This is a genomic window from Kitasatospora paranensis, assembly GCF_039544005.1.
Classification (GTDB): Bacteria; Actinomycetota; Actinomycetes; order Streptomycetales; family Streptomycetaceae; genus Kitasatospora; species Kitasatospora paranensis.
In genome coordinates this window covers 2,901,052-2,920,712 of sequence record NZ_BAABKV010000001.1, presented here as the reverse complement: position 1 = coordinate 2,920,712, position 19,661 = coordinate 2,901,052, and the positions used below count along the sequence as shown (strand labels likewise).

At 73.0% G+C, this 19,661-nt stretch carries 14 protein-coding genes and 3 pseudogenes; 11 read left to right on the top strand and 6 right to left on the bottom strand.

What is annotated here, in order from left to right:
• Positions 1-82 precede the first annotated feature (82 nt).
• Positions 83-859, top strand: coding sequence for a pirin family protein (locus tag ABEB13_RS14295; RefSeq protein WP_345705828.1), 777 nt, complete (start codon positions 83-85; stop codon positions 857-859).
• Between the two features lie 22 nt (positions 860-881).
• Here ABEB13_RS14295 and ABEB13_RS14290 read toward each other — a convergent pair whose 3' ends face one another.
• Positions 882-1,715, bottom strand: a complete 834-nt coding sequence (locus ABEB13_RS14290) for a serine hydrolase domain-containing protein (RefSeq protein WP_345705827.1) — start codon at positions 1,713-1,715, stop codon at positions 882-884.
• A 104-nt stretch (positions 1,716-1,819) separates the two neighbouring features.
• Here ABEB13_RS14290 and ABEB13_RS14285 point away from each other — a divergent pair, with 104 nt between their 5' ends.
• Both ABEB13_RS14285 and ABEB13_RS14280 read left to right on the top strand, forming a co-directional pair.
• Positions 1,820-2,323: a MerR family transcriptional regulator gene (locus tag ABEB13_RS14285; protein ID WP_345705826.1), complete on the top strand. Its 504-nt coding sequence runs from the start codon at positions 1,820-1,822 to the stop codon at positions 2,321-2,323.
• Positions 2,320-3,324, top strand: coding sequence for an aldo/keto reductase (locus tag ABEB13_RS14280; protein WP_345705825.1), 1,005 nt, complete (start codon positions 2,320-2,322; stop codon positions 3,322-3,324). Before ABEB13_RS14285 ends, ABEB13_RS14280 begins: the two co-directional genes overlap by 4 nt.
• A 47-nt stretch (positions 3,325-3,371) precedes the next feature.
• Here the strand turns inward: ABEB13_RS14280 and ABEB13_RS14275 are convergent, their stop codons facing one another.
• Entirely contained in the window at positions 3,372-3,947 is a 576-nt protein-coding gene (locus ABEB13_RS14275) for a TIGR03086 family metal-binding protein (RefSeq protein ID WP_345705824.1), read from the bottom strand.
• A gap of 92 nt (positions 3,948-4,039) precedes the next feature.
• Between ABEB13_RS14275 and ABEB13_RS14270 the strand changes: the two genes are divergently transcribed.
• Positions 4,040-5,035: a helix-turn-helix transcriptional regulator gene (locus ABEB13_RS14270; RefSeq protein WP_345705823.1), complete on the top strand. Its 996-nt coding sequence runs from the start codon at positions 4,040-4,042 to the stop codon at positions 5,033-5,035.
• Here the strand turns inward: ABEB13_RS14270 and ABEB13_RS14265 are convergent.
• Both ABEB13_RS14265 and ABEB13_RS14260 read right to left on the bottom strand, forming a co-directional pair.
• Positions 5,010-6,200 carry an alpha/beta hydrolase gene (locus tag ABEB13_RS14265; RefSeq protein WP_345705822.1) on the bottom strand — a complete coding sequence of 397 codons (1,191 nt, stop codon included), beginning with the start codon at positions 6,198-6,200 and terminating at the stop codon, positions 5,010-5,012. The two genes, ABEB13_RS14270 and ABEB13_RS14265, sit on opposite strands and share 26 nt — an antisense overlap.
• Positions 6,201-6,400: 200 nt before the next feature.
• Positions 6,401-7,078 (bottom strand): TetR/AcrR family transcriptional regulator, encoded by a 678-nt coding sequence (locus ABEB13_RS14260; RefSeq protein ID WP_100890375.1) that lies wholly within the window; start codon positions 7,076-7,078, stop codon positions 6,401-6,403.
• A 144-nt stretch (positions 7,079-7,222) separates the two neighbouring features.
• Between ABEB13_RS14260 and ABEB13_RS14255 the strand changes: the two genes are divergently transcribed.
• Complete coding sequence (locus tag ABEB13_RS14255) at positions 7,223-8,872, top strand: MFS transporter (RefSeq protein WP_425559880.1); 1,650 nt, start codon at positions 7,223-7,225, stop codon at positions 8,870-8,872.
• Positions 8,873-9,053: 181 nt separating this feature from the next.
• Entirely contained in the window at positions 9,054-10,844 is a 1,791-nt protein-coding gene (locus tag ABEB13_RS14250) for a serine/threonine-protein kinase (protein WP_345705820.1), read from the top strand.
• An 82-nt stretch (positions 10,845-10,926) separates the two neighbouring features.
• Here the strand turns inward: ABEB13_RS14250 and aceE are convergent.
• Positions 10,927-13,676: pseudogene (gene aceE / locus ABEB13_RS14245) on the bottom strand (pyruvate dehydrogenase (acetyl-transferring), homodimeric type).
• A 518-nt stretch (positions 13,677-14,194) separates the two neighbouring features.
• On the opposite strand from aceE, the gene ABEB13_RS14240 reads away from it, so the two are divergent.
• From ABEB13_RS14240 to ABEB13_RS14220, 5 genes and pseudogenes are all read left to right on the top strand, one after another.
• A complete protein-coding gene (locus ABEB13_RS14240) occupies positions 14,195-14,632 on the top strand; it encodes a DUF3052 domain-containing protein (RefSeq protein ID WP_100890377.1) in 438 nt (145 codons plus the stop codon).
• Between the two features lie 268 nt (positions 14,633-14,900).
• Positions 14,901-15,359 carry a peroxiredoxin gene (locus tag ABEB13_RS14235; RefSeq protein WP_100890378.1) on the top strand — a complete coding sequence of 153 codons (459 nt, stop codon included), beginning with the start codon at positions 14,901-14,903 and terminating at the stop codon, positions 15,357-15,359.
• 184 nt (positions 15,360-15,543) lie between these two features.
• On the top strand, positions 15,544-16,119 hold the full coding sequence (locus ABEB13_RS14230) for a TerD family protein (RefSeq protein ID WP_100890379.1): 576 nt from the start codon (positions 15,544-15,546) through the stop codon (positions 16,117-16,119).
• A gap of 352 nt (positions 16,120-16,471) precedes the next feature.
• Positions 16,472-17,047: a TerD family protein gene (locus ABEB13_RS14225; protein ID WP_100890380.1), complete on the top strand. Its 576-nt coding sequence runs from the start codon at positions 16,472-16,474 to the stop codon at positions 17,045-17,047.
• A gap of 55 nt (positions 17,048-17,102) precedes the next feature.
• Positions 17,103-18,199, top strand: a pseudogene (locus ABEB13_RS14220) (DUF475 domain-containing protein).
• Between the two features lie 69 nt (positions 18,200-18,268).
• Here the strand turns inward: ABEB13_RS14220 and ABEB13_RS14215 are convergent.
• A pseudogene (locus ABEB13_RS14215) lies at positions 18,269-19,350 on the bottom strand (DUF2637 domain-containing protein).
• Between the last annotated feature and the right edge of the window lie 311 nt (positions 19,351-19,661).

The window sequence follows — 19,661 nt, the reverse complement described above, 5'->3', positions numbered from 1 at the left end:
GACTGCCTCACCGCACGCCGTGCTCGTGCACACCCCGCCCGTCGTGCCCGGCCGCGCGCCGCCGACCGGCTACCGTAGCGCCGTGACCGAGACACGCGAACGCGGCCGCGCCGACCTGCGGCGGGCCCCGGAGCGGTACCGCTCCACCCCCGCCGACGGCATCGAGACCCGGCACGCCTTCTCCTTCTCCGGGCACTACGACCCGAAGAACACCCACTTCGGGGCGCTGCTCGCCTGCAACGAGGAGCTGCTCGCACCCGGCGCCGGCTTCGACGAGCACCGGCACCGGGACACCGAGATCGTCACCTGGGTGCTGGAGGGCGCGCTCGCCCACCGTGACGCCGACGGCCACGCGGGCGTGGTCCGCCCCGGCATGGTGCAGCACCTGAGCGCCGGATCCGGCACCGCCCACACCGAGCGCAACCTCGGCGGCGCCGACACCCCCGTGCGTTTCGTGCAGATGTGGCTCCAGCCGGACGTCCTCGGCACGCCGCCCGCGTACGGGCTGCGCCGGGTCGAGCCCGACCCGGACGGGCCGACCCTGCTGGCCTCCGGGATGGAACGCGACGCCGGTACGCCCGCGCTGCGGCTGCGGCGCTCGGACGCCGCGCTCTGGCTGTTCACCGCGGACCCCTGGCAGCCGCTCCCCGCACTGCCCGCGGCGCCGTACCGCTACGCGCACCTCACCGCCGGGTCGCTGGGCTACCGCACGGTGCCCGGCCCGCAGGGCGCCGGCCGTTCGCTGGAGCCGGGCGACAGCGTCCGGATCACCGGCGAGGCCTTCGCCGACCCGACGGCCGGGCCGGACGGCGCCGAGCTGCTGCTGTGGGAGATGCACAGCCCGGTCGCCTACGGCTGAGCGGCCGCCGTCCGGCGGGGTGTCAGCCGCGCAGCTCCGCGACGACCGCGTCGGTGAACTGCGGCCACACCTCGGCGGCCCACGGACCGAAGTCACGGTCCGTCAGGGCGACGACGGCCGCTCCGAGCACCGGGTCGACCCAGAGGAAGGTGCCGGACTGGCCGAAGTGGCCGAAGGTCTCCGGCGAGCTGGTGGCGCCCGTCCAGTGCGGCGTCTTGTCGCCGCGGATCTCGAAGCCCAGCCCCCAGTCGTTCGGCCGGCGGTGGCCGAAGCCGGGGAGTACGCCGCCGAGGCCGGGGAAGGCGACCTCCCGGGTGGCCCGGTGCACGGTGGAGGCGTCCAGCAGGGTCGGCGCCTGGAGTTCGGCGGCGAACCGGGCCAGGTCGGCGACGGTGGACAGGCCGCCGGCCCCGGCCGGTGCCCGGTGCGCGGTGTTGATCAGTGTGGCGAGCATGCCCAGCGGCTCGAACACGGCCTCCGCCGCGTACTGCGCGAAGGGGATCCCGGAGGCCTTGGCGAGGGTGTCGGCGAGCACGTCGAAACCGGCGTTCGAGTACAGCCGCCGGGTGCCCGGCGCAGCCATCACCCGGTGCTCGTCGAAGGCCAGGCCCGAGGTGTGGGCCAGCAGGTGACGGACGGTCGAGCCCTCCGGGCCCGCCGGGTCGTCCAGCTCGAAGACGCCCTCCTCCACCGCGACCAGCACGGCGTACGCGGTGAGCAGCTTGGTCACCGACGCCAGGGGGAAGAGGTGCTCCTGCACCCCGTGGGTGCCCACGACCGCGCCGTCCGCACCCCGCACCATAGCGGCCGCCGCGTTGGGCACCGGCCAGTCCTCGATCATCCGCAAGCTCTGCATGCGCCCGACGATAGCCGCCCGGGGCGCCCGCGGGAGTGGCAGGCTTGCTTGGAGTGCACTCCAAGTCAGTAGCGTCGTACTCGTCGCCGACGGAAGGGGCCGCGATGGCACCGCTCGTACCGCTCACCGCAGAGCCGCTCAGCTGCACGCAGGCGTACGCCGTGGCCGGACCGGGAGCCGACCGCACCGCGCGGCACTCCATCAGCGAGGTCGCGGCCGCCAGCGGCCTGACCGCCCACACGCTGCGCTGGTACGAGCGGATCGGCCTGCTCGACCCGATCGACCGCTCGCACTCCGGGCAGCGCCGCTACAGCGACGCCGATCTGGCCCGGCTGTCCTTCCTCGGCAAGCTCCGGCTGACCGGCATGCCGGTCGCCGACATGCTCCGCTACGTGGAGCTCGTCCGCGAGGGCGACCACACGATGCCCGAGCGCTGCGACATCCTCGTCGCCCAGCGCGAGGAGGTCCGGCAGCGGATCGCCGATCTGCACGCCACCCTCGCCGTGCTCGACTTCAAGATCGACCACTACTCGGCGCGGGCCGCGGCCGCCGAACCGGCGCCCGCCGCGCCCGCCCGCCACCCCGACAGGAAGCAGAAGAGCGCATGACTCTCCCCACCGCCCCGCTCGGCACCAACGGCCCCGTCGTCGGCATCCAGGGCCTGGGCTGCATGGGCATGAGCGAGTTCTACGGCCCGACCGACACCGCCGAGGCGCTGGCCACCCTGGACGCCGCCCTCGACCTGGGCGTCACCCTGTTCGACACCGCCGACGTCTACGGCTCGGGCCACAACGAGGAGCTGATCGGCCCGTTCGTCCGGGCCCACCGCGACCGGGTGGTGCTGGCCACCAAGTTCGCCATCGAGCGCAAGGCGGACGACCCGCACTACCGCGGCGTCCGCAACGACCCGGCGTACATCCGCTCGGCCGTCGACGCCTCGCTGCGCCGGCTCGGCGTCGACGTGATCGACCTCTACTACATGCACCGCCGCGACCCGCAGGTCCCGCTCGCGGAGTCGGTCGGTGCGATGGCCGAGCTGGTGCAGGCCGGCAAGGTCCGCCACCTCGGGCTGTCGGAGGTGACCGGCGCCGAGCTGCGCGAGGCGCACGCCGTGCACCCGATCGCCGCCCTGCAGTCCGAGTGGTCGCTGTTCTCGCGGGACGTCGAGCGCACCGCGGTGCCGGCCGCCGCCGAGCTCGGTGTGGCGTTCGTGCCCTACTCGCCGCTCGGCCGCGGCTTCCTGACCGGCGCCCTCCCCGCCGCCGACCAGCTCCCCGCGGACGACTACCGCCGCTACCTGCCGCGCTTCAGCGGCGACAACGCGGCCGACAACGCCGCCCTGATCGCGCCGATCCAGAAGGTCGCCGCCGAGCGCGGGGTCTCCGCCGCCCAGGTCGCGCTGGCCTGGGTGCACCAGCAGGCCGAGGTGCACGGGCTGACCGTGGTGCCGATCCCCGGCACCCGCAAGCGGAGCCGGCTGGCCGAGAACACCGCGGCCGCCACGCTCACCCTCACCCCGGCCGAGCTCGCCGAGCTGGAGCCGATCGCCGGCCGGGTGGCCGGTGACCGCTACGCCGACATGACGTTCACCTCGGCCGGCCGGGAGTAGCCGGTGCCGGTGGGGGCGGCCGGGCGGCCGCCCCCACCGGCGGTGCGTCAGAGCGTGCGGCCGAGCCAGGCCGCCAGCCGGTCGTTGGCCCCGGCGCCCTCGGGCGCCGGCCGCACGGGGCCGAACGGCATGTCCGGGCCGCGGTCGTCGGCGGGCAGCACCTGGTGGGCGATGCCGAGCACGATCGTGGCCAGCTCCTCGTCCAGTTCGGTGCCGGGGGCGATCACCCGGGCGATGTCCCAGGTGTGGGTGACGGCCTCCATCACGTAGCCGCCGATCGCGGCCGGGGCGGGCACCCGTCCCCACGGCACCTCGACCGCGAGGTCGAGCTTCGCGTCGTCCTGCCAGGCCGCCGTCCACCGGGCCCGGGCCCGGCCGAAGGCGCCCGCCCAGTCGCCGTCCTCGATCTCGCCGCCGGCGGCCGGCACGTCCAGCCACAGCCCGCCCTCGCCGACGTAGGCGATGCGGTGGATCCCGCCGGCGGTGTGGCCGAGCAGCGTCCGCAGGTCGTACGCGGTGCACGGGGTCGGGCGGTCCAGCAGGTCGGGGGTGACACCGGCCGCGACCTTCTCCAGCTGGGTGACGGCGCGCAGGTACAGCGGGCGGGGGTCGGTGGCACTCATGATGCAGCTCCTCGATGAGGGTGTTCCGGTCTGACGAGGAGGACTCTCCCGGAGATACCTGACAGGTGCCGTCAGGTTTTATTCTGGGCTCCGTGAAGGCCGACCGACTGCTCTCGATCCTGCTCCTGCTGCAGACCCGCGGGCAGGTGTCCGCGCCCGAGCTCGCCGAGCGGCTGGAGGTCTCGGTGCGCACCGTCTACCGGGACATCGAGGCGCTCTCCGCCGCCGGGGTGCCGGTCTGGGCGGAGCGCGGCCGGCACGGCGGCATCAACCTGCTGCCCGGCTACCGTACCGATGTCACCGGGCTGACCGGCGACGAGGCCCGCGCCCTGTTCGTGCTGTCGGCGCAGGGCGCGCACGAGGCGCTCGGGCTCGGCGACGCGATCGGCTCGGCGCTGCGCAAGGTGATGGCCGCGCTGCCCGCCCCGCACCGTCCGGCCGCCGAGCGGACGAGCGAGCGGATCCTGGTCGACCCGGCCCGCTGGATGCGCGCCGAGGCGTCCGCCGGCGTCGACCTCGGCACCCTGCAGAGTGCGGTCTTCGCCGACCGGCGCCTGGAGCTGACCTACCGTCACGGCGGGGACGAGCGGCCCAGCCGGTACACCGTCGACCCGTACGGCCTGGTCAACAAGGCCGGCGTCTGGTACCTGGTGGCGGATCTCGACGGTGCGCCGCGGCTGTTCCGCGCCGACCGGATGCTCCTCGCCGCGGTCGCCGAGGACCCCGTCCGGCGGCGCCCGGGCCGACAGCTGTCCGAGGTCTGGGCGGGTCTGCGCGACCGGGTCGAGCGGATCCCGGACGAGGTCGCGGTGCGGGTGCGGGTGCACCGCCGCAGACTCGGTCTGCTGCTGCGGATCCACGGGAACAGCGTGCTCGGCCCCGTCCGCCCGGTGGACGAGGGCGAGTGGACGGAGCTGGACCTCGGGTTCCGGGCGCTGCCGGCGGCCCGCGCGCTGCTCGCCTTCGGCGGCGACGTCGAGGTGCTCGCCCCGCCCGAGGCCCGCGCGCTGCTGGCCGGGGCCGCCGCCGAGGTGGTCGGGCTGTACGCGCCGGACGCCGCCGCTACTGCGGCTGGTCGCGCAGGGTGACGTCCTGGTAGTCGCCGAGCGCGATGGCACCGAAGTTGCGCAGGCTGGCGGTGGAGTCCGCGAAGTAGCCGGTGTGCCCGTTGGCGCCCTGGGAGGAGACCTCGACGGCGCCGAACTCGGCGGTGGTCGGGTCCGCGCCGTGGCCGAGACCGCCGACCTCCAGGTAGGGGACGTTGCCGATCCAGTCGGTCGGGTTGCGGGTCGCCCAGACCCGGACGCCGGAGCCCAGGGCGCCGGCCGTCTCCACCCCCATGCCGGGGCTGCCGAACACCACGACGTCGGCGGCCTGCCCGCCGTGGATGCCGCTCGCCGCGGTGCCGCAGACCACCGATCCGTACGAGTGGCAGAAGAGCGTGGGCGGCGTTTCGGTGGAGCCGGTCGCCTTCAGCCCGGCGAGCAGCCGCAGCAGCCGCGGGGCGCCGGCCTCGGCGAGCCGTGAGGTGACGGCGTCGGGGCCGAGGCCCGACGGGGTGACGTAGCCCGTCCAGGCGATCACGGCCGTCCGGGCGCCGGGGGACTGCCTGTGCTCCTCGGCGAGCAGCGCCTTGGCCATCCCGGAGACGCCGCGCAGCGGGTCGGCGGACTGCTCGAAGTGGCCGAGGTCGGCGTCGGAGCCGGGGACGAGCACGGAGATCCGGTCGGCGGTGGCGAGGTCCCCGTACACCTCGCTGACCAGGCCGCGGCCGCGCGGGTCGAAGGCGAGGATCTGCCGGCCCTTCTGGAGCAGCCGGGCGGTGTCGTCGGCCCGGGCGTCGGCGGCGGCGCGGGCGGCGGGGTCGAGCGAGGTGTCCTCGGCGCGGGCCCTGGCCCGGTCGCGCTCCGCGGCCACGGCGTACCGGTTGGCGCGGTAGCGCAGCGCGGGCGGGGCTCCGTCGAGGTTGCCGACGACCAGGGGGTAGGTCTGGGCGAGCCGGTCCTGCTCGGCGTCGGTGAGGCCGGAGAAGAACGCCGCCACGGTGGGGGCGTCGGCGGTGGCCGGGTCGGGCAGGGCCCGGCCGAGGGACTGGTCCTCGACCCAGGCGGCGCTGCCGGCCGGCGGGCTGGTGATCGCCACCTGCTCGTTGGAGGCGGCGGCCTGGGCGGCCGCGGCGCCGGCGTCCACCAGGACGGCGGAGGCGGCGAACGCGCCTATCAGCATGCGCTTGACCCGCCGCCTGCGCTGCATGGGCGTACTCTCCTCGGGCCGGTGACCGTCACAGCGGGCGGGGCCCGATGGGTGGTACGGAGTGCCAACTACGTGCCAGCCAGGGTAAGCGTCCCGGGCCGGGGGTGAGCAGAGTCTAAACCGTGCAGTGGGTCACACGCAGGGGGACCTGGCGTGGCGTCAGGTTGATGCCGGTTCCCCCGGACGGCGGCGTGCGCGGGCTACCGCCAGGATCCGGCGAGGGCCGGGCCGAGCTGGTCGAAGTGCCGCTCGATCAGCGCGATCATGCCGTCCGGGCCGGCCGCGTGCGCCGCGGTGTCGGACGTCCAGGAGAGGTGCGAGAGCCGCACGACCGCGCCGAAGACGGCGGCGAGCAGCCGCGGCCGCAGGTCCACCGCGGCGTCCAGGCCCTCGCGCTCGGCGAGGACACCGGCCACCACGCCCTCCTGCTCGGTGGTGCGCCGCAGGTGGGCGGCGAGCAAGGTCGGCGTGGTCTCCAGCAGTTCGAACAGCTCCAGTGCCGCGGTGACTCCGGCGGGGCCGCTCTGGTCGTCCTGGCCGAGTTCCAGCCACGCCTCGGTGATCGCGGCCCGCATCGCCTGGAGCGGGTTCTCGTCGGCCGGGCGCCGGCGCAGGCAGTCGATGAAGTAGTCCTCGGCATCGCTCATCACCGCCAGCGCGACCTCCTCCTTGTTGGCGAAGTACCGGAAGAAGGTGCGCTGGGAGACGTCGACGCTGGCGGCGATCTCGTCGACGGTGGTGCGGCCGTAGCCCTGGGTCAGGAAGAGCCGGTGGGCGGCGTCGACCAGGGCGTCCCTGGTGCGCTGCTTCTTGCGCTCGCGCAGCCCGAGGACGCGACAGCCGGGATCGGTGGTGGGTGCGGTGAGCGGCGTTGCCATGGGCTCCACGATAGCGGTCTGACATATGTCATCGACCGTCATGAGTCACTGTTTGCCGAATGGCAGGGACTGACATAATGTTCCCGACGTGGCGCCCGCCGGGCCGACAGCTCGTGGGGACGGGTGGGCCGGGGCGCCACACCCATGTCCGGTGCCGCCCTCCGCGGGCGGCACCCAGGTCTCCCAGGGGAAGGCACGCACGATGAGTCAGTCCGTTCTCGACAGCCAGCAGGCGGCCACGCCGCCGGCCGGGGGCGGGGCCTCAAGGGCCACCCCTGGCTGACCCTCCTGACGGTCGCCGTCGGCGTGATGATGGTGGCCCTCGACGGCACCGTCGTCGCGATCGCCAACCCGGCCATCCAGGCCGACCTCGGCGCCTCGCCCGCCGACATCCAGTGGGTGACCAGCGGCTACCTGCTCGCCCTCGCCGTCTTCCTGGTCACCGCCGGCAAGATCGGCGACCGCTTCGGCCACAAGGCGACCTTCCTGGTCGGCGCGGCCGGCTTCGCCGCGACCTCGGCGGCGATCGGCTTCGCCACCTCGATCCAGACCGTGATCGCCTTCCGCGTCCTGCAGGGCCTGTTCGGCGCGCTGCTCCAGCCCGCCGCGCTCGGCCTGCTGCGCGGCGCCTTCCCCGCCGACCGGCTCAACATGGCCATCGGCATCTGGGGCGGCGTGATCGGCGCCTCCACCGCGGCCGGCCCGATCGTCGGCGGCCTGCTGGTCGAGCACGTCAACTGGCAGTCGGTGTTCTGGATCAACATCCCGGTCGGCCTGCTCGCCCTGGCGCTCGGCCTGTGGATCCTGCGCGACGCGCGCAGCGAGAACGCCGCCAAGTCCTTCGACATCCCGGGCATCGTGCTGCTCTCCGGGGCGATGTTCATGCTGGTCTGGGGCATCATCAAGGCCCCGGTCTGGGGCTGGGGCGACCCGGCGACGCTGCTGTTCATCGGCGGCGCCGTGCTGGCGATGGTGCTGTTCGCGTTCTGGCAGACCCGGGCCGAGGAGCCGCTGATCCCGCTCGGCCTGTTCCGCTCGGTGCCGCTGTCGGCGGGCACCCTGCTGATGGTGCTGATGGCCTTCGCGTTCTTCGGCGGGGTCTTCTTCGTGACCTTCTACCTGCAGAACGTGCACGGCATGTCGCCCGTCCAGGCCGGTGTCCACCTGCTGCCGATGACCGGCATGATGATCGTCGGCGCGCCGGTGGCGGGCGCCGCGATCGGCAAGGTCGGCCCGCGGATCCCGATCGTCGTCGGCATGCTCTTCACCACCGCCGCCATGGCCGGCATGTCGACCCTGACGGTCGACTCCGGCAACGGCGTGATGGCGCTCTGGTTCGTGCTGATGGGCCTGGGCCTCAGCCCGGTCATGGTCGGTGCCACCGAGGTCATCGTCGGCAACGCCCCGCTGGAGCTCTCCGGTGTGGCCGGCGGCCTCCAGCAGGCCGCCATGCAGGTCGGCGGCAGCCTGGGGACGGCCGTGCTCGGCGCGGTGATGGCCTCCAAGGTCACCGATGTGCTGCCCGGCAAGTGGGCCGCCGCCGGTCTGCCGCCCGTCCAGGGCGCCCAGGCCGAGGGCCTGCGCCAGGCCGCCCAGCTCGGCATCGCGCCGCCCGCCCCGGCGGGCACCCCGCAGAAGGTGGTCGACGCGATGGCCGGCGCCGTCCACACCTCCTTCGTGAGCGGCATGTCGGTGGCGTTCCTGGTGGCCGGCGTGGTGGCCCTGGTCGCCGCCGGGCTCGGCCTGCTGACCAAGCGCGGCAGCACCGAGGCCGGCCCCGCCGTCCACATCTGACCCCCGGCGGCCCCGGTCGCCCCGCCCGCACCCGGCCCGGACGTGTCCCGGCCGGGTGCGGCGCGTCCGGCCCGCCGCGGCCCCGGTCGCCGGGCCCCGGACCGGGCCGCAGACTGGGAGCCGGGCGGGGCCGCCGCCCGTGGCGGCCGCGACGGACGGCGGACGGGGCACAGGGACGGCCATGAGCGCAGCGGACGAGGGCGACCCGTCGGCGGGCCCGGGATCCGGGCCGCCGGACGGTCGGCTGCTCGCCGGGCGGTACCGGCTCGGGCGGCGTCTCGGCCGCGGCGGGATGGGCACGGTCTGGGTGGCCCGGGACGCCAAACTCGCCCGCGATGTGGCGGTCAAGGAGCTCGGGGTCGCCGGGATCCCGGACGAGGACCTGCCGGCGCTCCAGGCCCGGATGGAGCGCGAGGCCCGGGCGGCGGCGATCCTCAACCACCCGAGCGCGATCACCGTGTACGACGTGCTGGAGCAGGACGGCCGGCCGTGGATCGTGATGGAGCTGATCGACGGCCCGTCGCTGGCCGAGGTCCTCGGCGACGAGGGCACCCTGCTGCCGCGGGACGCGGCCCGGGTCGGCGAGCAGGTGCTCGGGGCGCTCTCCGAGGCCCACCGGCACGGTGTGCTGCACCGCGACGTGAAGCCGGCCAACGTGCTGCTGGAACGCGGTGGCCGGGCCGTCCTCACCGACTTCGGCATCGCCCTGCTGGCGGACTCGCCCGTGCTGACCCGGACGGGCGACATGGTCGGCTCCCCGGACTACGTCGCGCCGGAGCGGGTCACCGGCCACCGGCCGGGCCCCGAGTCGGACCTCTGGTCGCTCGGCGCCACCCTGTACGCGGCGGTGGAGGGGCACTCGCCGTTCCACCGGACGAGCACGATGAGCACCCTGCAGGCGGTGGTCTCCGACCCGCTGCCCGAGGCCCGCAACGCGGGGGCGCTGGCCCCCGTCCTGGCGGCGCTGCTCCGCAAGGACCCGGCCGAGCGGCCCCCCGCGGCGGAGGTGCTCGCGATGCTGCGGGAGGCGGGCGGCGGGACCGCGCGATCCGTCCGCCCGCCGCCGGACGCGTCCACGGCGCAGCTGCCCGGGCGCGGGGCGACGCCGGTCCGGCCGCTGCCCGTGCCCCCGCCCGTTCCCGCCCCTGCGCCCGTGCCCGCGTCCGTGCTCCCGCCGGTGTCCGGACCGCCGCCGGCCCGGCCGCCGGCGCCGGACGCGTCCGGCGCCGGCGGCGGGCGGCGGCGGACGGCGCTGGTCGTGGCGGCCGCCGCGCTGGTGGCCGCGCTGGCCGGCGGCCTGGCGTTCGCGCTGACCCGCGGCGGCCCGGACACCCCCGCCCCGGCGGCCGCGGCCGGGGGCTCGTCGCCGTCGGCGTCACGGACACCCACCCCCACGCCGAGCCCGACGCCGAGCCCGACCGCCACACCGAGCCCGACCCCGACACCCACACCGAGCCCCACCCCGACGCCCAGTCCCACCCCCACGCCGACCCCGACACCGACTCCGACGCCGACCCCCACGCCCACGCCGACCCCGGCGCCCGCGGGCTTCACGTGGGCCGACGACCCTGCCGGGTTCCGGGCGCCCGTGCCGCAGGGCTGGGTCCGCAGCGAGTCCGCGGGCGGGATCGACTACTCGCCGGACGGCGGGGTGCACCTGCTGCGGTTCGGCGTCGACCCGGGCTCCACCGAATCCGCCCGCTCGCACCTGCTGGACCTGGAGCGGAGCGCGAGCACCCGGCCGGGTTACGTCCGCGTCGCCCTGGTGAGCGACGTCTACCAGGGGCAGCCGGGGGCGCTGTGGGAGTACACCTACAGCGACGACCAGGGCACCCCGCAGCACGCGATCGACCAGGCGTTCGTGGCACCGGACGGCACCGCGTACGCCGTGGCGATGTCCTCGCCCGAGGACGACTGGCCGACCACCCGCGGGCAGTTCTCCACCGTGCTGGCCGGCTTCACCGTGCCGTGAGCGGCGCCGGGCGCGCGGACGCACAACGGCCGAGGGCCGGACCCATGGCGGGTCCGGCCCTCGGCCGTGCTCACGGCAGCGGTCAGGCGTCGCCGCCCGCGGCGCCCGGGTCGGCCGCCGTCACGTCGAGCAGCTGGTAGCGGTCGATCGCGGCCTTCAGCAGGCTGCGCTCGATCTTGCCCTGCTTGGCGAGCTCGGTGAGCACGCCGAGGACGACCGACTGCGCGTCGATGTGGAAGAACCGACGGGCCGCACCACGGGTGTCGGCGAAGCCGAACCCGTCGGCGCCCAGCGACTGCCACTGGCCCGGCACCCAGCGCGAGATCTGGTCCGGCACCGCGCGCATCCAGTCGGACACGGCGACGAACGGACCTTCGGCGCCCTGGAGCTTGGCCGTCACGTACGGGACGCGCTGCGGCTCCTCCGGGTGGAGGAGGTTGAACTCCTCCACCTCGATGGCGTCGCGGCGCAGCTCGTTCCACGAGGTCGCGGACCAGACGTCGGCCTTGACGTTCCACTCCTCGGCAAGGATGCGCTGGGCCTCCAGGGCCCACGGCACCGCCACGCCGGAGGCGAGGATCTGCGCGGGGATCGTGCCGGCCTCGCCGTCCTTGAGCCGGTAGAGGCCCTTGAGGATGCCCTCGGTGTCCACGCCCTCCGGCTCGGCGGGCATCCGGATCGGCTCGTTGTAGACGGTGAGGTAGTAGAAGACGTCCTCGCCCGTCGGGTGCTCGGCCGTACTGCCGTACATCCGGCGCAGACCGTCCTGCATGATGTGCGCGATCTCGTAGCCGTACGCGGGGTCGTACGCGACGACGCCCGGGTTGGTCGAGGCGAGCAGGTGCGAGTGGCCGTCGGCGTGCTGCAGGCCCTCGCCGGTCAGCGTGGTGCGGCCGGCGGTGGCACCGATCACGAAGCCGCGGGCCAGCTGGTCGGCCATCTGCCAGAACTGGTCACCGGTGCGCTGGAACCCGAACATCGAGTAGAAGACGTACACCGGGATCAGCGGCTCGCCGTGCGTCGCGTACGACGAACCGGCGGCGATCAGCGAGGCGGTACAGCCCGCCTCGGAGATGCCGTCGTGCAGCATCTGGCCGGTCGGGGACTCCTTGTACGCCAGCAGCAGCTCGCGGTCGACCGACTCGTAGGTCTGGCCGAGCGGGTTGTAGATCTTGGCGGACGGGAACAGCGAGTCCATGCCGAAGGTGCGGTACTCGTCGGGCGCGATCGGCACGAACCGGTTGCCGATGCCCTTGTCCCGCATCAGGTCCTTGAGCACCCGGACGAACGCCATCGTGGTGGCGATGGTCTGGTTGCCCGAACCCTTCTTGACCGCCTTGTACGCGTCGTCGCCCGGCAGCTCCAGCTTGCGCGGACGCACCTTGCGGGTCGGCATGTAGCCGCCGAGCTCCTGCCGGCGGTCGTGCATGTACTGGATCTCCTCCGAGTCGCGACCCGGGTGGTAGTAGGGCGGGTAGCCCTCGTCCAGCTGCTTGTCGGTGATCGGCAGGTGCAGCCGGTCGCGGAAGCGCTTCAGGTCCTCGACCGTCAGCTTCTTCATCTGGTGGGTGGCGTTGCGGCCCTCGAAGTTCGGGCCCAGCGTCCAGCCCTTGACCGTCTGCGCCAGGATGACCGTCGGCTGGCCCTGGTGCTCGCGGGCCGCCTTGAACGCCGCGTAGACCTTGCGGTGGTCGTGACCGCCGCGGCCCAGGTGCTGGATCTGGTGGTCGGTCATGTTCTCGACCATCGCCCGCAGCCGCAGGTCACCGCCGAAGAAGTGCTCGCGGATGTACGCGCCGGTCTCCGTCGCGTACGTCTGGAACTGGCCGTCCACCGTGGTGTTCAGCTTGTTCACCAGGACGCCGTCGCGGTCCTGCGCGAGCAGCGGGTCCCAGCTGCGGTCCCACACCAGCTTGATCACGTTCCAGCCGGCGCCGCGGAACTGCGACTCCAGCTCCTGGATGATCTTGCCGTTGCCGCGGACCGGGCCGTCGAGGCGCTGCAGGTTGCAGTTGACGACGAAGGTCAGGTTGTCCAGACCCTCGCGCGCCGCCAGGGACAGCTGGCCGAGCGACTCGGGCTCGTCCATCTCGCCGTCGCCCAGGAAGGCGTACACCTGGCTGTCGGAGGTGTCCTTGATGCCCCGGTGCTCCAGGTACCGGTTCATCCGGGCCTGGTAGATCGCGCCGAGCGGGCCGAGGCCCATCGACACGGTCGGGAACTCCCAGAAGTCGGGCATCAGCCGCGGGTGCGGGTAGCTGGAGAGGCCGTAGGGGCCTTCGACTTCTCCTGGCGGAACGCGTCGAGCTGCTGCTCGGAGAGCCTGTCCAGCAGGAAGGCACGGGCGTAGATGCCGGGCGACGCGTGACCCTGGAAGAAGATCTGGTCGCCGGAGGCGCCCTCGGCGTCCTTGCCGCGGAAGAAGTAGTTGAAGCCCACGTCGTACAGCGACGCGGAGGAGGCGAAGGTGGCGATGTGGCCGCCGACGCCGATGCCCGGGCGCTGCGCCCGGGAGACCATCACGGCCGCGTTCCAGCGGGTCGCGTTGAGGATCTTGCGCTCGATCTCCTCGTTGCCGGGGAAGAACGGCTCGTCCTTGGTCGCGATGGTGTTGACGTAGTCCGTGCTGCGCATCTCGGGCACGGCGACACGCTTCTCACGGGCGCGCTCGATCAGGCGGAGCATCAGGTAGCGGGCGCGCTCACGCCCCCGCTCGTCGATGGCCGCGTCGAGCGACTCCAGCCATTCCGCGGTCTCCTCGGGATCGAAGTCCGGGACCTGACTCGGAAGGCCGCCAATGATGATCGGGTTGCGATCGGATCCGGAAGCCACGCTGTTCCTTCACTGTCGGTCGAAACTGAGGTGTGTCGCGCCGCCTCCATCGTGTACCGCGACTCGGAGATCCGTCATCTCTACCGATCGGTAACCGTTCCGCCTGGTGGGCGGGCCGGTCGGGGATGTGCGGGGGCGTCGTCGCCCGTTCTGCGCATCCCCGGTGGTGGTGTTACGAAGAGGTGGTCCGACCTGGTTTCCCGGCCGCTCCGGCAGAGCGGTCGGGGTGAGGGCCAACAGGAGACTCTACGCCCGGTCGGGGTGACCCCGAACGCCGTTCGCATCTCGGGCACGCGTACGGCCCCCGGTCCGACACGCGGGCGCGCGAAGCACCACGGGTTCGGGCAGAAAAGGGCAAACGGGTGTGATTCCCGACACATCACCCGGCGTGTCCCCCTCTGGGACGTCAACCTTTGGGTGGGATCGGGTGTCGGGTACTTGCGCGAACCGCCGCGCACGTGTGGACTACGCCCACAGCCCCGGCACGGACGCCGGGCCGAATACTGGAGGTTATTCCCGTGAGCGCGACCGCGGACCCCGCGGACAAGTCCAACCCTGCAGCTCGTCTGGGCTTCGAAGAAGGCCAGATCATCCAGGAGCTCGGGTACGACGATGACTGTGACCAGGAGCTCCGCGAGGGGATCGAGGACGTCACTGGCTCGGAGCTCGTCGACGAGGACTACGACGACGTCGCCGACGGCGTCCTGCTGTGGCATCGCGAGGAGGACGGGGATCTCACCGACGCCCTCGTCGACGCGCTGGAGTACCTCGCCGAAGGCGGCCTCATCTGGCTGCTGACGCCCAAGACGGGCCGCGAGGGCCACGTGGAGGCGCACGAGATCGCCGACGCCGCGAAGACGGCCGGTCTGTCCCAGACCAGCTCCGTCGCGATCGCCAAGGACTGGGCCGGCACCCGGCTCGCCTCGCCCAAGGCGGCGCGCTCCGGCAAGCGCTGAGCGGCCCCACGACTCTTCGGGCGGGCCCCGCTGGAGCTTCCTCCAGCGGGGCCCGCCCGTTGCCGTCCACGGCTTGTGGGTGCGGCCGGTGCGATTGTTCACCGAGGGCGGAACCATGGGGCCGGGGCGCCGTCCGGCTCACCCGGACGGCCCAACCCACCCGATGAGGTGGAAGGATGCCCCTGTCCCGCGCGGCGCCCGGCGACCGCGGCACCCGCCCTCCCGCCCCTCCCCGGGGCCGGAGCGGCCCAGAGGAAGGTCTCACCCCATGGCCATCGAGGTCGGCACCCAGGCTCCGGACTTCGAGCTCAAGAACCAGCACGGCGAGCTGGTCAAGCTCTCCGACTTCCGCGGCGAGAAGAACGTCGTCCTGGTCTTCTACCCGTTCGCCTTCACCGGGGTGTGCACCGGCGAGGTGTGCGCGATCCAGAAGGAGCTGCCGCGCCTGCAGAACGACGACGTCCAGGTGCTGGCGGTCTCCAACGACTCGCCGTTCACCCTGCGCGTCTTCGCCGATCAGGAGGGACTCGACTACCCGCTGCTCTCCGACTTCTGGCCGCACGGCGAGGTCTCCCGCGCCTACGGCGTCTTCCAGGAGGACAAGGGCTGCGCCGTGCGCGGCACCTTCGTCATCGACAAGGAGGGCGTCGTCCGCTGGACGGTCGTCAACGGCCTGCCGGACGCCCGTGACGAGCAGGAGTACCTGAAGGCGCTCGGCGCGCTGTAGGGCGTGCCCGCTCCCGTCGCCGCAGGCGCGCCCGGACATCCGTCCGGGCGCGCCTGCGGTGTTCCGGGACAGCCCGGGAACCCGGCACTACGATCGGGCCGTTGGCAGGAGGCGGGCACCCCGGACGGGGCCGGCCCGTACCACCGGGGGCACCCGCCGTGCCTCCCGCACATTTGGAGGACATGTGGGTGTCAGCCTGAGCAAGGGCGGCAACGTCTCCCTGACCAAGGAGGCCCCCGGCCTCACCGCCGTCATCGTCGGCCTCGGCTGGGACGTCCGCACCACCACCGGTACCGACTTCGACCTCGACGCCAGTGCGCTGCTCTGCACCGAGTCCGGCCGGGTCCGCTCGGACGCGGACTTCGTCTTCTTCAACAACCTGACCAGCCAGGACGGCTCGGTGGAGCACACCGGCGACAACCTGACCGGTGAGGGCGAGGGCGACGACGAGCAGATCAAGGTCAACCTGGCCGGCGTACCGGCCGAGATCGCCAAGATCGTCTTCCCGGTCTCCATCTACGACGCCGAGAACCGCCAGCAGAACTTCGGCCAGGTCCGCAACGCCTTCATCCGCGTGATCAACCAGGCCGGCGGTGCGGAGATCGCCCGCTACGACCTCTCCGAGGACGCCTCCACCGAGACCGCGATGGTCTTCGGCGAGCTCTACCGCAACGGCGCGGAGTGGAAGTTCCGCGCCATCGGCCAGGGCTACGCCTCCGGCCTGCGCGGCATCGCCCAGGACTTCGGCGTCAACGTCTGAGCCCTGCGGAACGGGCCCGGCCGCACACGCGGCCGGGCCCGTCCGCGTTTCCGGCGGCACCACCCACCCCCGGCCGCCCCGGTCGGGGGCCGCTCGGCTGCCCGGACGACGCGGACGGAGGGCGTGGGGCGCCCTGGTAGATTCGTCCGGCTCCGAGCCGGTGGAGCGCCCCGCCCGGGGCCTCGCCGGCGGGCCGGCGGCCGTCGCAGCCGGAGGGCGGAGTTCAGGAAGTTCAGGCGGGTGAGCACCGCCGCACGGGGGCCGGGGGCATACACCTCATGGGGTGTGTCCGGCGGCCGGGCGGGCGGGCCGCCGATCGGGAGCCCCGGGGACGGGAGCTGGGAGGAAACGTATGAGTGTCACGCTGGCCAAGGGCGGCAACGTCTCGCTGACCAAGGCGGCGCCGAACCTGACGCAGGTGCAGATCGGGCTGGGCTGGGACGCCCGCTCGACCACCGGCGCGCCCTTCGACCTGGACGCCAGCGCCCTGCTGTGCGCGGGCGGGCGGGTGCTCGGCGACGAGTACTTCGTGTTCTACAACAACCTGCGCAGCCCGGAGGGCTCGGTCGAGCACCAGGGCGACAACCTGACCGGCGACGGCGACGGTGACGACGAGGTCGTGCAGGTCAACCTCGACCTGGTGCCCGTCCAGGTCGACAAGGTGGTCTTCGCGGTGTCGATCTACGACGCGGAGGCCCGGATCCAGAACTTCGGCCAGGTCTCGAACGCCTACATCCGGGTGGTCAACCTGACGGACGGCCAGGAGATCGCCCGGTACGACCTCACCGAGGACGCCTCCACCGAGACGGCGATGATCTTCGGCGAGCTCTACCGCTACCAGGGCGAGTGGAAGTTCCGCGCGGTCGGCCAGGGCTACGCCTCCGGCCTGCGGGGCATCGCCCTGGATTTCGGGGTAAACGTCCAGTAAAGTCCGCCGCCGAAAACCAGCTCTGCAGCCATGAATCCGAAAGGTAACTGACTCCGTGTTCCTCCGCACATTCGGATGGTCCTTCGCCATCACGATCGCCGGCCTGATCGCAGCCGGCCTGATCTGGGGGCCGAGGGCTTCGGCGTCGTCCTGATCCTCTCGATCCTCGAGATCTCCCTGTCGTTCGACAACGCGGTCGTCAACGCCACCGTCCTGAAGCGGATGAACCCGTTCTGGCAGAAGATCTTCCTCACGGTCGGCGTGCTGATCGCGGTCTTCGGCATGCGGCTGATCTTCCCGCTGCTGGTCGTCGGCCTGACCGCCCACCTCAGCCCGAGCACGGTGATCGACCTCGCGCTCGACTCCTCCAAGACGTTCGAGGGCCAGACGTACGCCGACTACCTGGCGGCTGCCAACCCGGCGATCGCGGCCTTCGGCGGCATCTTCCTGCTGATGATCTTCCTCGACTTCATCTTCGAGGAGAAGGACTTCAACTGGCTGCGCTGGCTGGAGAAGCCGCTGGAGAAGATCGGCAAGCTGGACGCGCTCTCCTCGGTCATCGCCCTGATCGCGCTCGCCCTCGCCTCCCGGTTCTTCGCCGCCGAGCACGCCGAGACGGTGCTGCTGGCCGGCCTGATGGGCCTCGCCACCTACCTCGCCGTCAACGGCCTCTCGGGCGTCTTCGAGTCCGGCCTGGAGGAGCAGGAGGAGGCCGAGGAGGCCGCCGAGAAGAGCGGCAGGTCGCTCGTCCAGGTCGGCGGCAAGGCCGCGTTCTTCCTGTTCCTCTACCTGGAGGTCCTGGACGCGTCGTTCTCCTTCGACGGCGTGGTCGGCGCGTTCGCCATCTCGCAGGACATTTTCATGATCACCCTGGGTCTGGGCATCGGCGCGATGTACATCCGCTCGCTGACCGTCTACCTCGTCCGCAAGGGCACCCTGGACGACTACGTCTACCTGGAGCACGGCGCGCACTACGCGATCGGCGCCCTGGCCTGCATCCTGCTGGTCTCCATCGAGTACCACATCCCGGAGATCGTCACCGGCCTGATCGGCGTCGGCTTCATCGGTGCGGCGCTGGCCTCCTCGGTCGTCCGCAACAAGCGGGAACAGGCACTGGACACCGCCTCCCGGACGGAGCCGTCCTCCGTCTGACCGGCACACCCGCACGCGCAAGGGCCCCGCACACCGAGTGTGCGGGGCCCTTGCGCGTACCGGCGGGAATCAGCCGAGCTGCTGCTCGATCGCCCGGAGCTTGCGCTCCAGCGAGTCCAGCTTGGGCATCGACAGGGTGTCGTCGTCCACCGTCAGGTCGATGCTGGACGACAGCGAGGAGGACGAGGAGCCGCCGCCGACCGCGGCGCGGGGGCGCCGGCCGGCGGTGAGGGCGGCGGGCTCCAGCGCCGAGGGGCCGACTTTGGCCATCGGGTCCTCATCGGATAGCGCAGGCTCCGAAGCGGAGTCGCCCGAGGAGGACGCGGTCAGCGCGGGCACCTGGCGGCCGCCGCGGCCGCGGCTCAGCACACCGCCGCCGGAGCGGGCGATCGCCTTCAGCTCGGCCCGCTCGCGGCGGTCCGCCGTGCGGGCGCGCTGCTTCGCGTCGATCTTCGACTGGCGCTCCTCGCGCACCTCGTCGACCGCCTCGTCCAGGCTGCGCACGTTCTCCAGCAGCATCAGCGACCACGCCGCGTAGGTCTCGCGGGGGCGCGCAGCCAGCGGACGATCCGGATCTGCGGCAGCGGACGGGGGATCAGGCCCTGCTCGCGCAGCGCGGCGCGACGGGTCTGCTTCAGCGCGCGGTCGAACAGCACCGCGGCCGAGATGGACATGCCGGCGAAGAACTGCGGAGCACCGTCGTGCGCACCGCCGCGCGGCGCGTGCACCCAGTTGAACCAGGCCGAGGCGACCGCGAACAGCCAGACCAGCAGACGCGAGCCGAGCGCGGCGTCACCGTGGCTGGCCTCACGCACGGCGAGCACCGAGCAGAACATCGCCGCGCCGTCGAGGCCGAACGGGACGAGGTACTCCCAGCCGCCGGACAGGTTGAGGTTCTCCTGGCCGAAGCCCACCAGGCCGTGGAAGGAGAGCGCGGCGGCGACACCCGCGCAGCAGAACAGCAGCACGTAGGAGGCGCCGCCGTAGACGGCCTCCTTGCGGCGCCGACGCTCCTCGCCGCGCTCCCAGGAGTCGGCGTTGTCGTCCGGCTTGTTGTTCTTCACGCGCAGTACGGCCACCAGGACGGCGGTGAACAGCAGGGCCACGCCGCCGATCACGGCCCAGACCAGCTGTATGGAGGAGAGGTTCATCGTGGGTTGGGCCTCGAATTCCGCAGGGCAGGGGGATGGATCGCAGCTGCACAGGCGGCGGGTCGGGCGGGGCGGATCCTGACGTCGTGTCCTGGACGCCGCCGCACACGGGCCGCCGGGGACGCCTGTGCGGGCATGACGATATCGCGTCCGGGGGAGCGGCATCGTACGGGAGTGGCGGATCCGTCGCCAACGGAGGGACTGACGGTGACTCATCGTCGACGGTGGGGTATGGCTCTGATGCGACGATACGGGCACGATGAACGCCGACGGCGGTGCGCCGGCCGACCACCGGCCGGTCGCAGGGGAGG

Bases quoted from the DNA above. Each gene is read 5' to 3' on its own strand.
- ABEB13_RS14265 (WP_345705822.1), bottom strand. From the start codon at position 6,200: ATGCAGCGCAGGCGGCGGGTCAAGCGCATGCTGATAGGCGCGTTCGCC.
- ABEB13_RS14275 (WP_345705824.1), bottom strand. From the start codon at position 3,947: ATGAGTGCCACCGACCCCCGCCCGCTGTACCTGCGCGCCGTCACCCAG.
- ABEB13_RS14250 (WP_345705820.1), top strand. From the start codon at position 9,054: ATGAGCGCAGCGGACGAGGGCGACCCGTCGGCGGGCCCGGGATCCGGG.
- ABEB13_RS14225 (WP_100890380.1), top strand. From the start codon at position 16,472: ATGAGTGTCACGCTGGCCAAGGGCGGCAACGTCTCGCTGACCAAGGCG.
- ABEB13_RS14255 (WP_425559880.1), top strand. From the start codon at position 7,223: ATGTCCGGTGCCGCCCTCCGCGGGCGGCACCCAGGTCTCCCAGGGGAA.
- ABEB13_RS14290 (WP_345705827.1), bottom strand. From the start codon at position 1,715: ATGCAGAGCTTGCGGATGATCGAGGACTGGCCGGTGCCCAACGCGGCG.
- ABEB13_RS14280 (WP_345705825.1), top strand. From the start codon at position 2,320: ATGACTCTCCCCACCGCCCCGCTCGGCACCAACGGCCCCGTCGTCGGC.
- ABEB13_RS14260 (WP_100890375.1), bottom strand. From the start codon at position 7,078: ATGGCAACGCCGCTCACCGCACCCACCACCGATCCCGGCTGTCGCGTC.
- ABEB13_RS14235 (WP_100890378.1), top strand. From the start codon at position 14,901: ATGGCCATCGAGGTCGGCACCCAGGCTCCGGACTTCGAGCTCAAGAAC.
- ABEB13_RS14285 (WP_345705826.1), top strand. From the start codon at position 1,820: ATGGCACCGCTCGTACCGCTCACCGCAGAGCCGCTCAGCTGCACGCAG.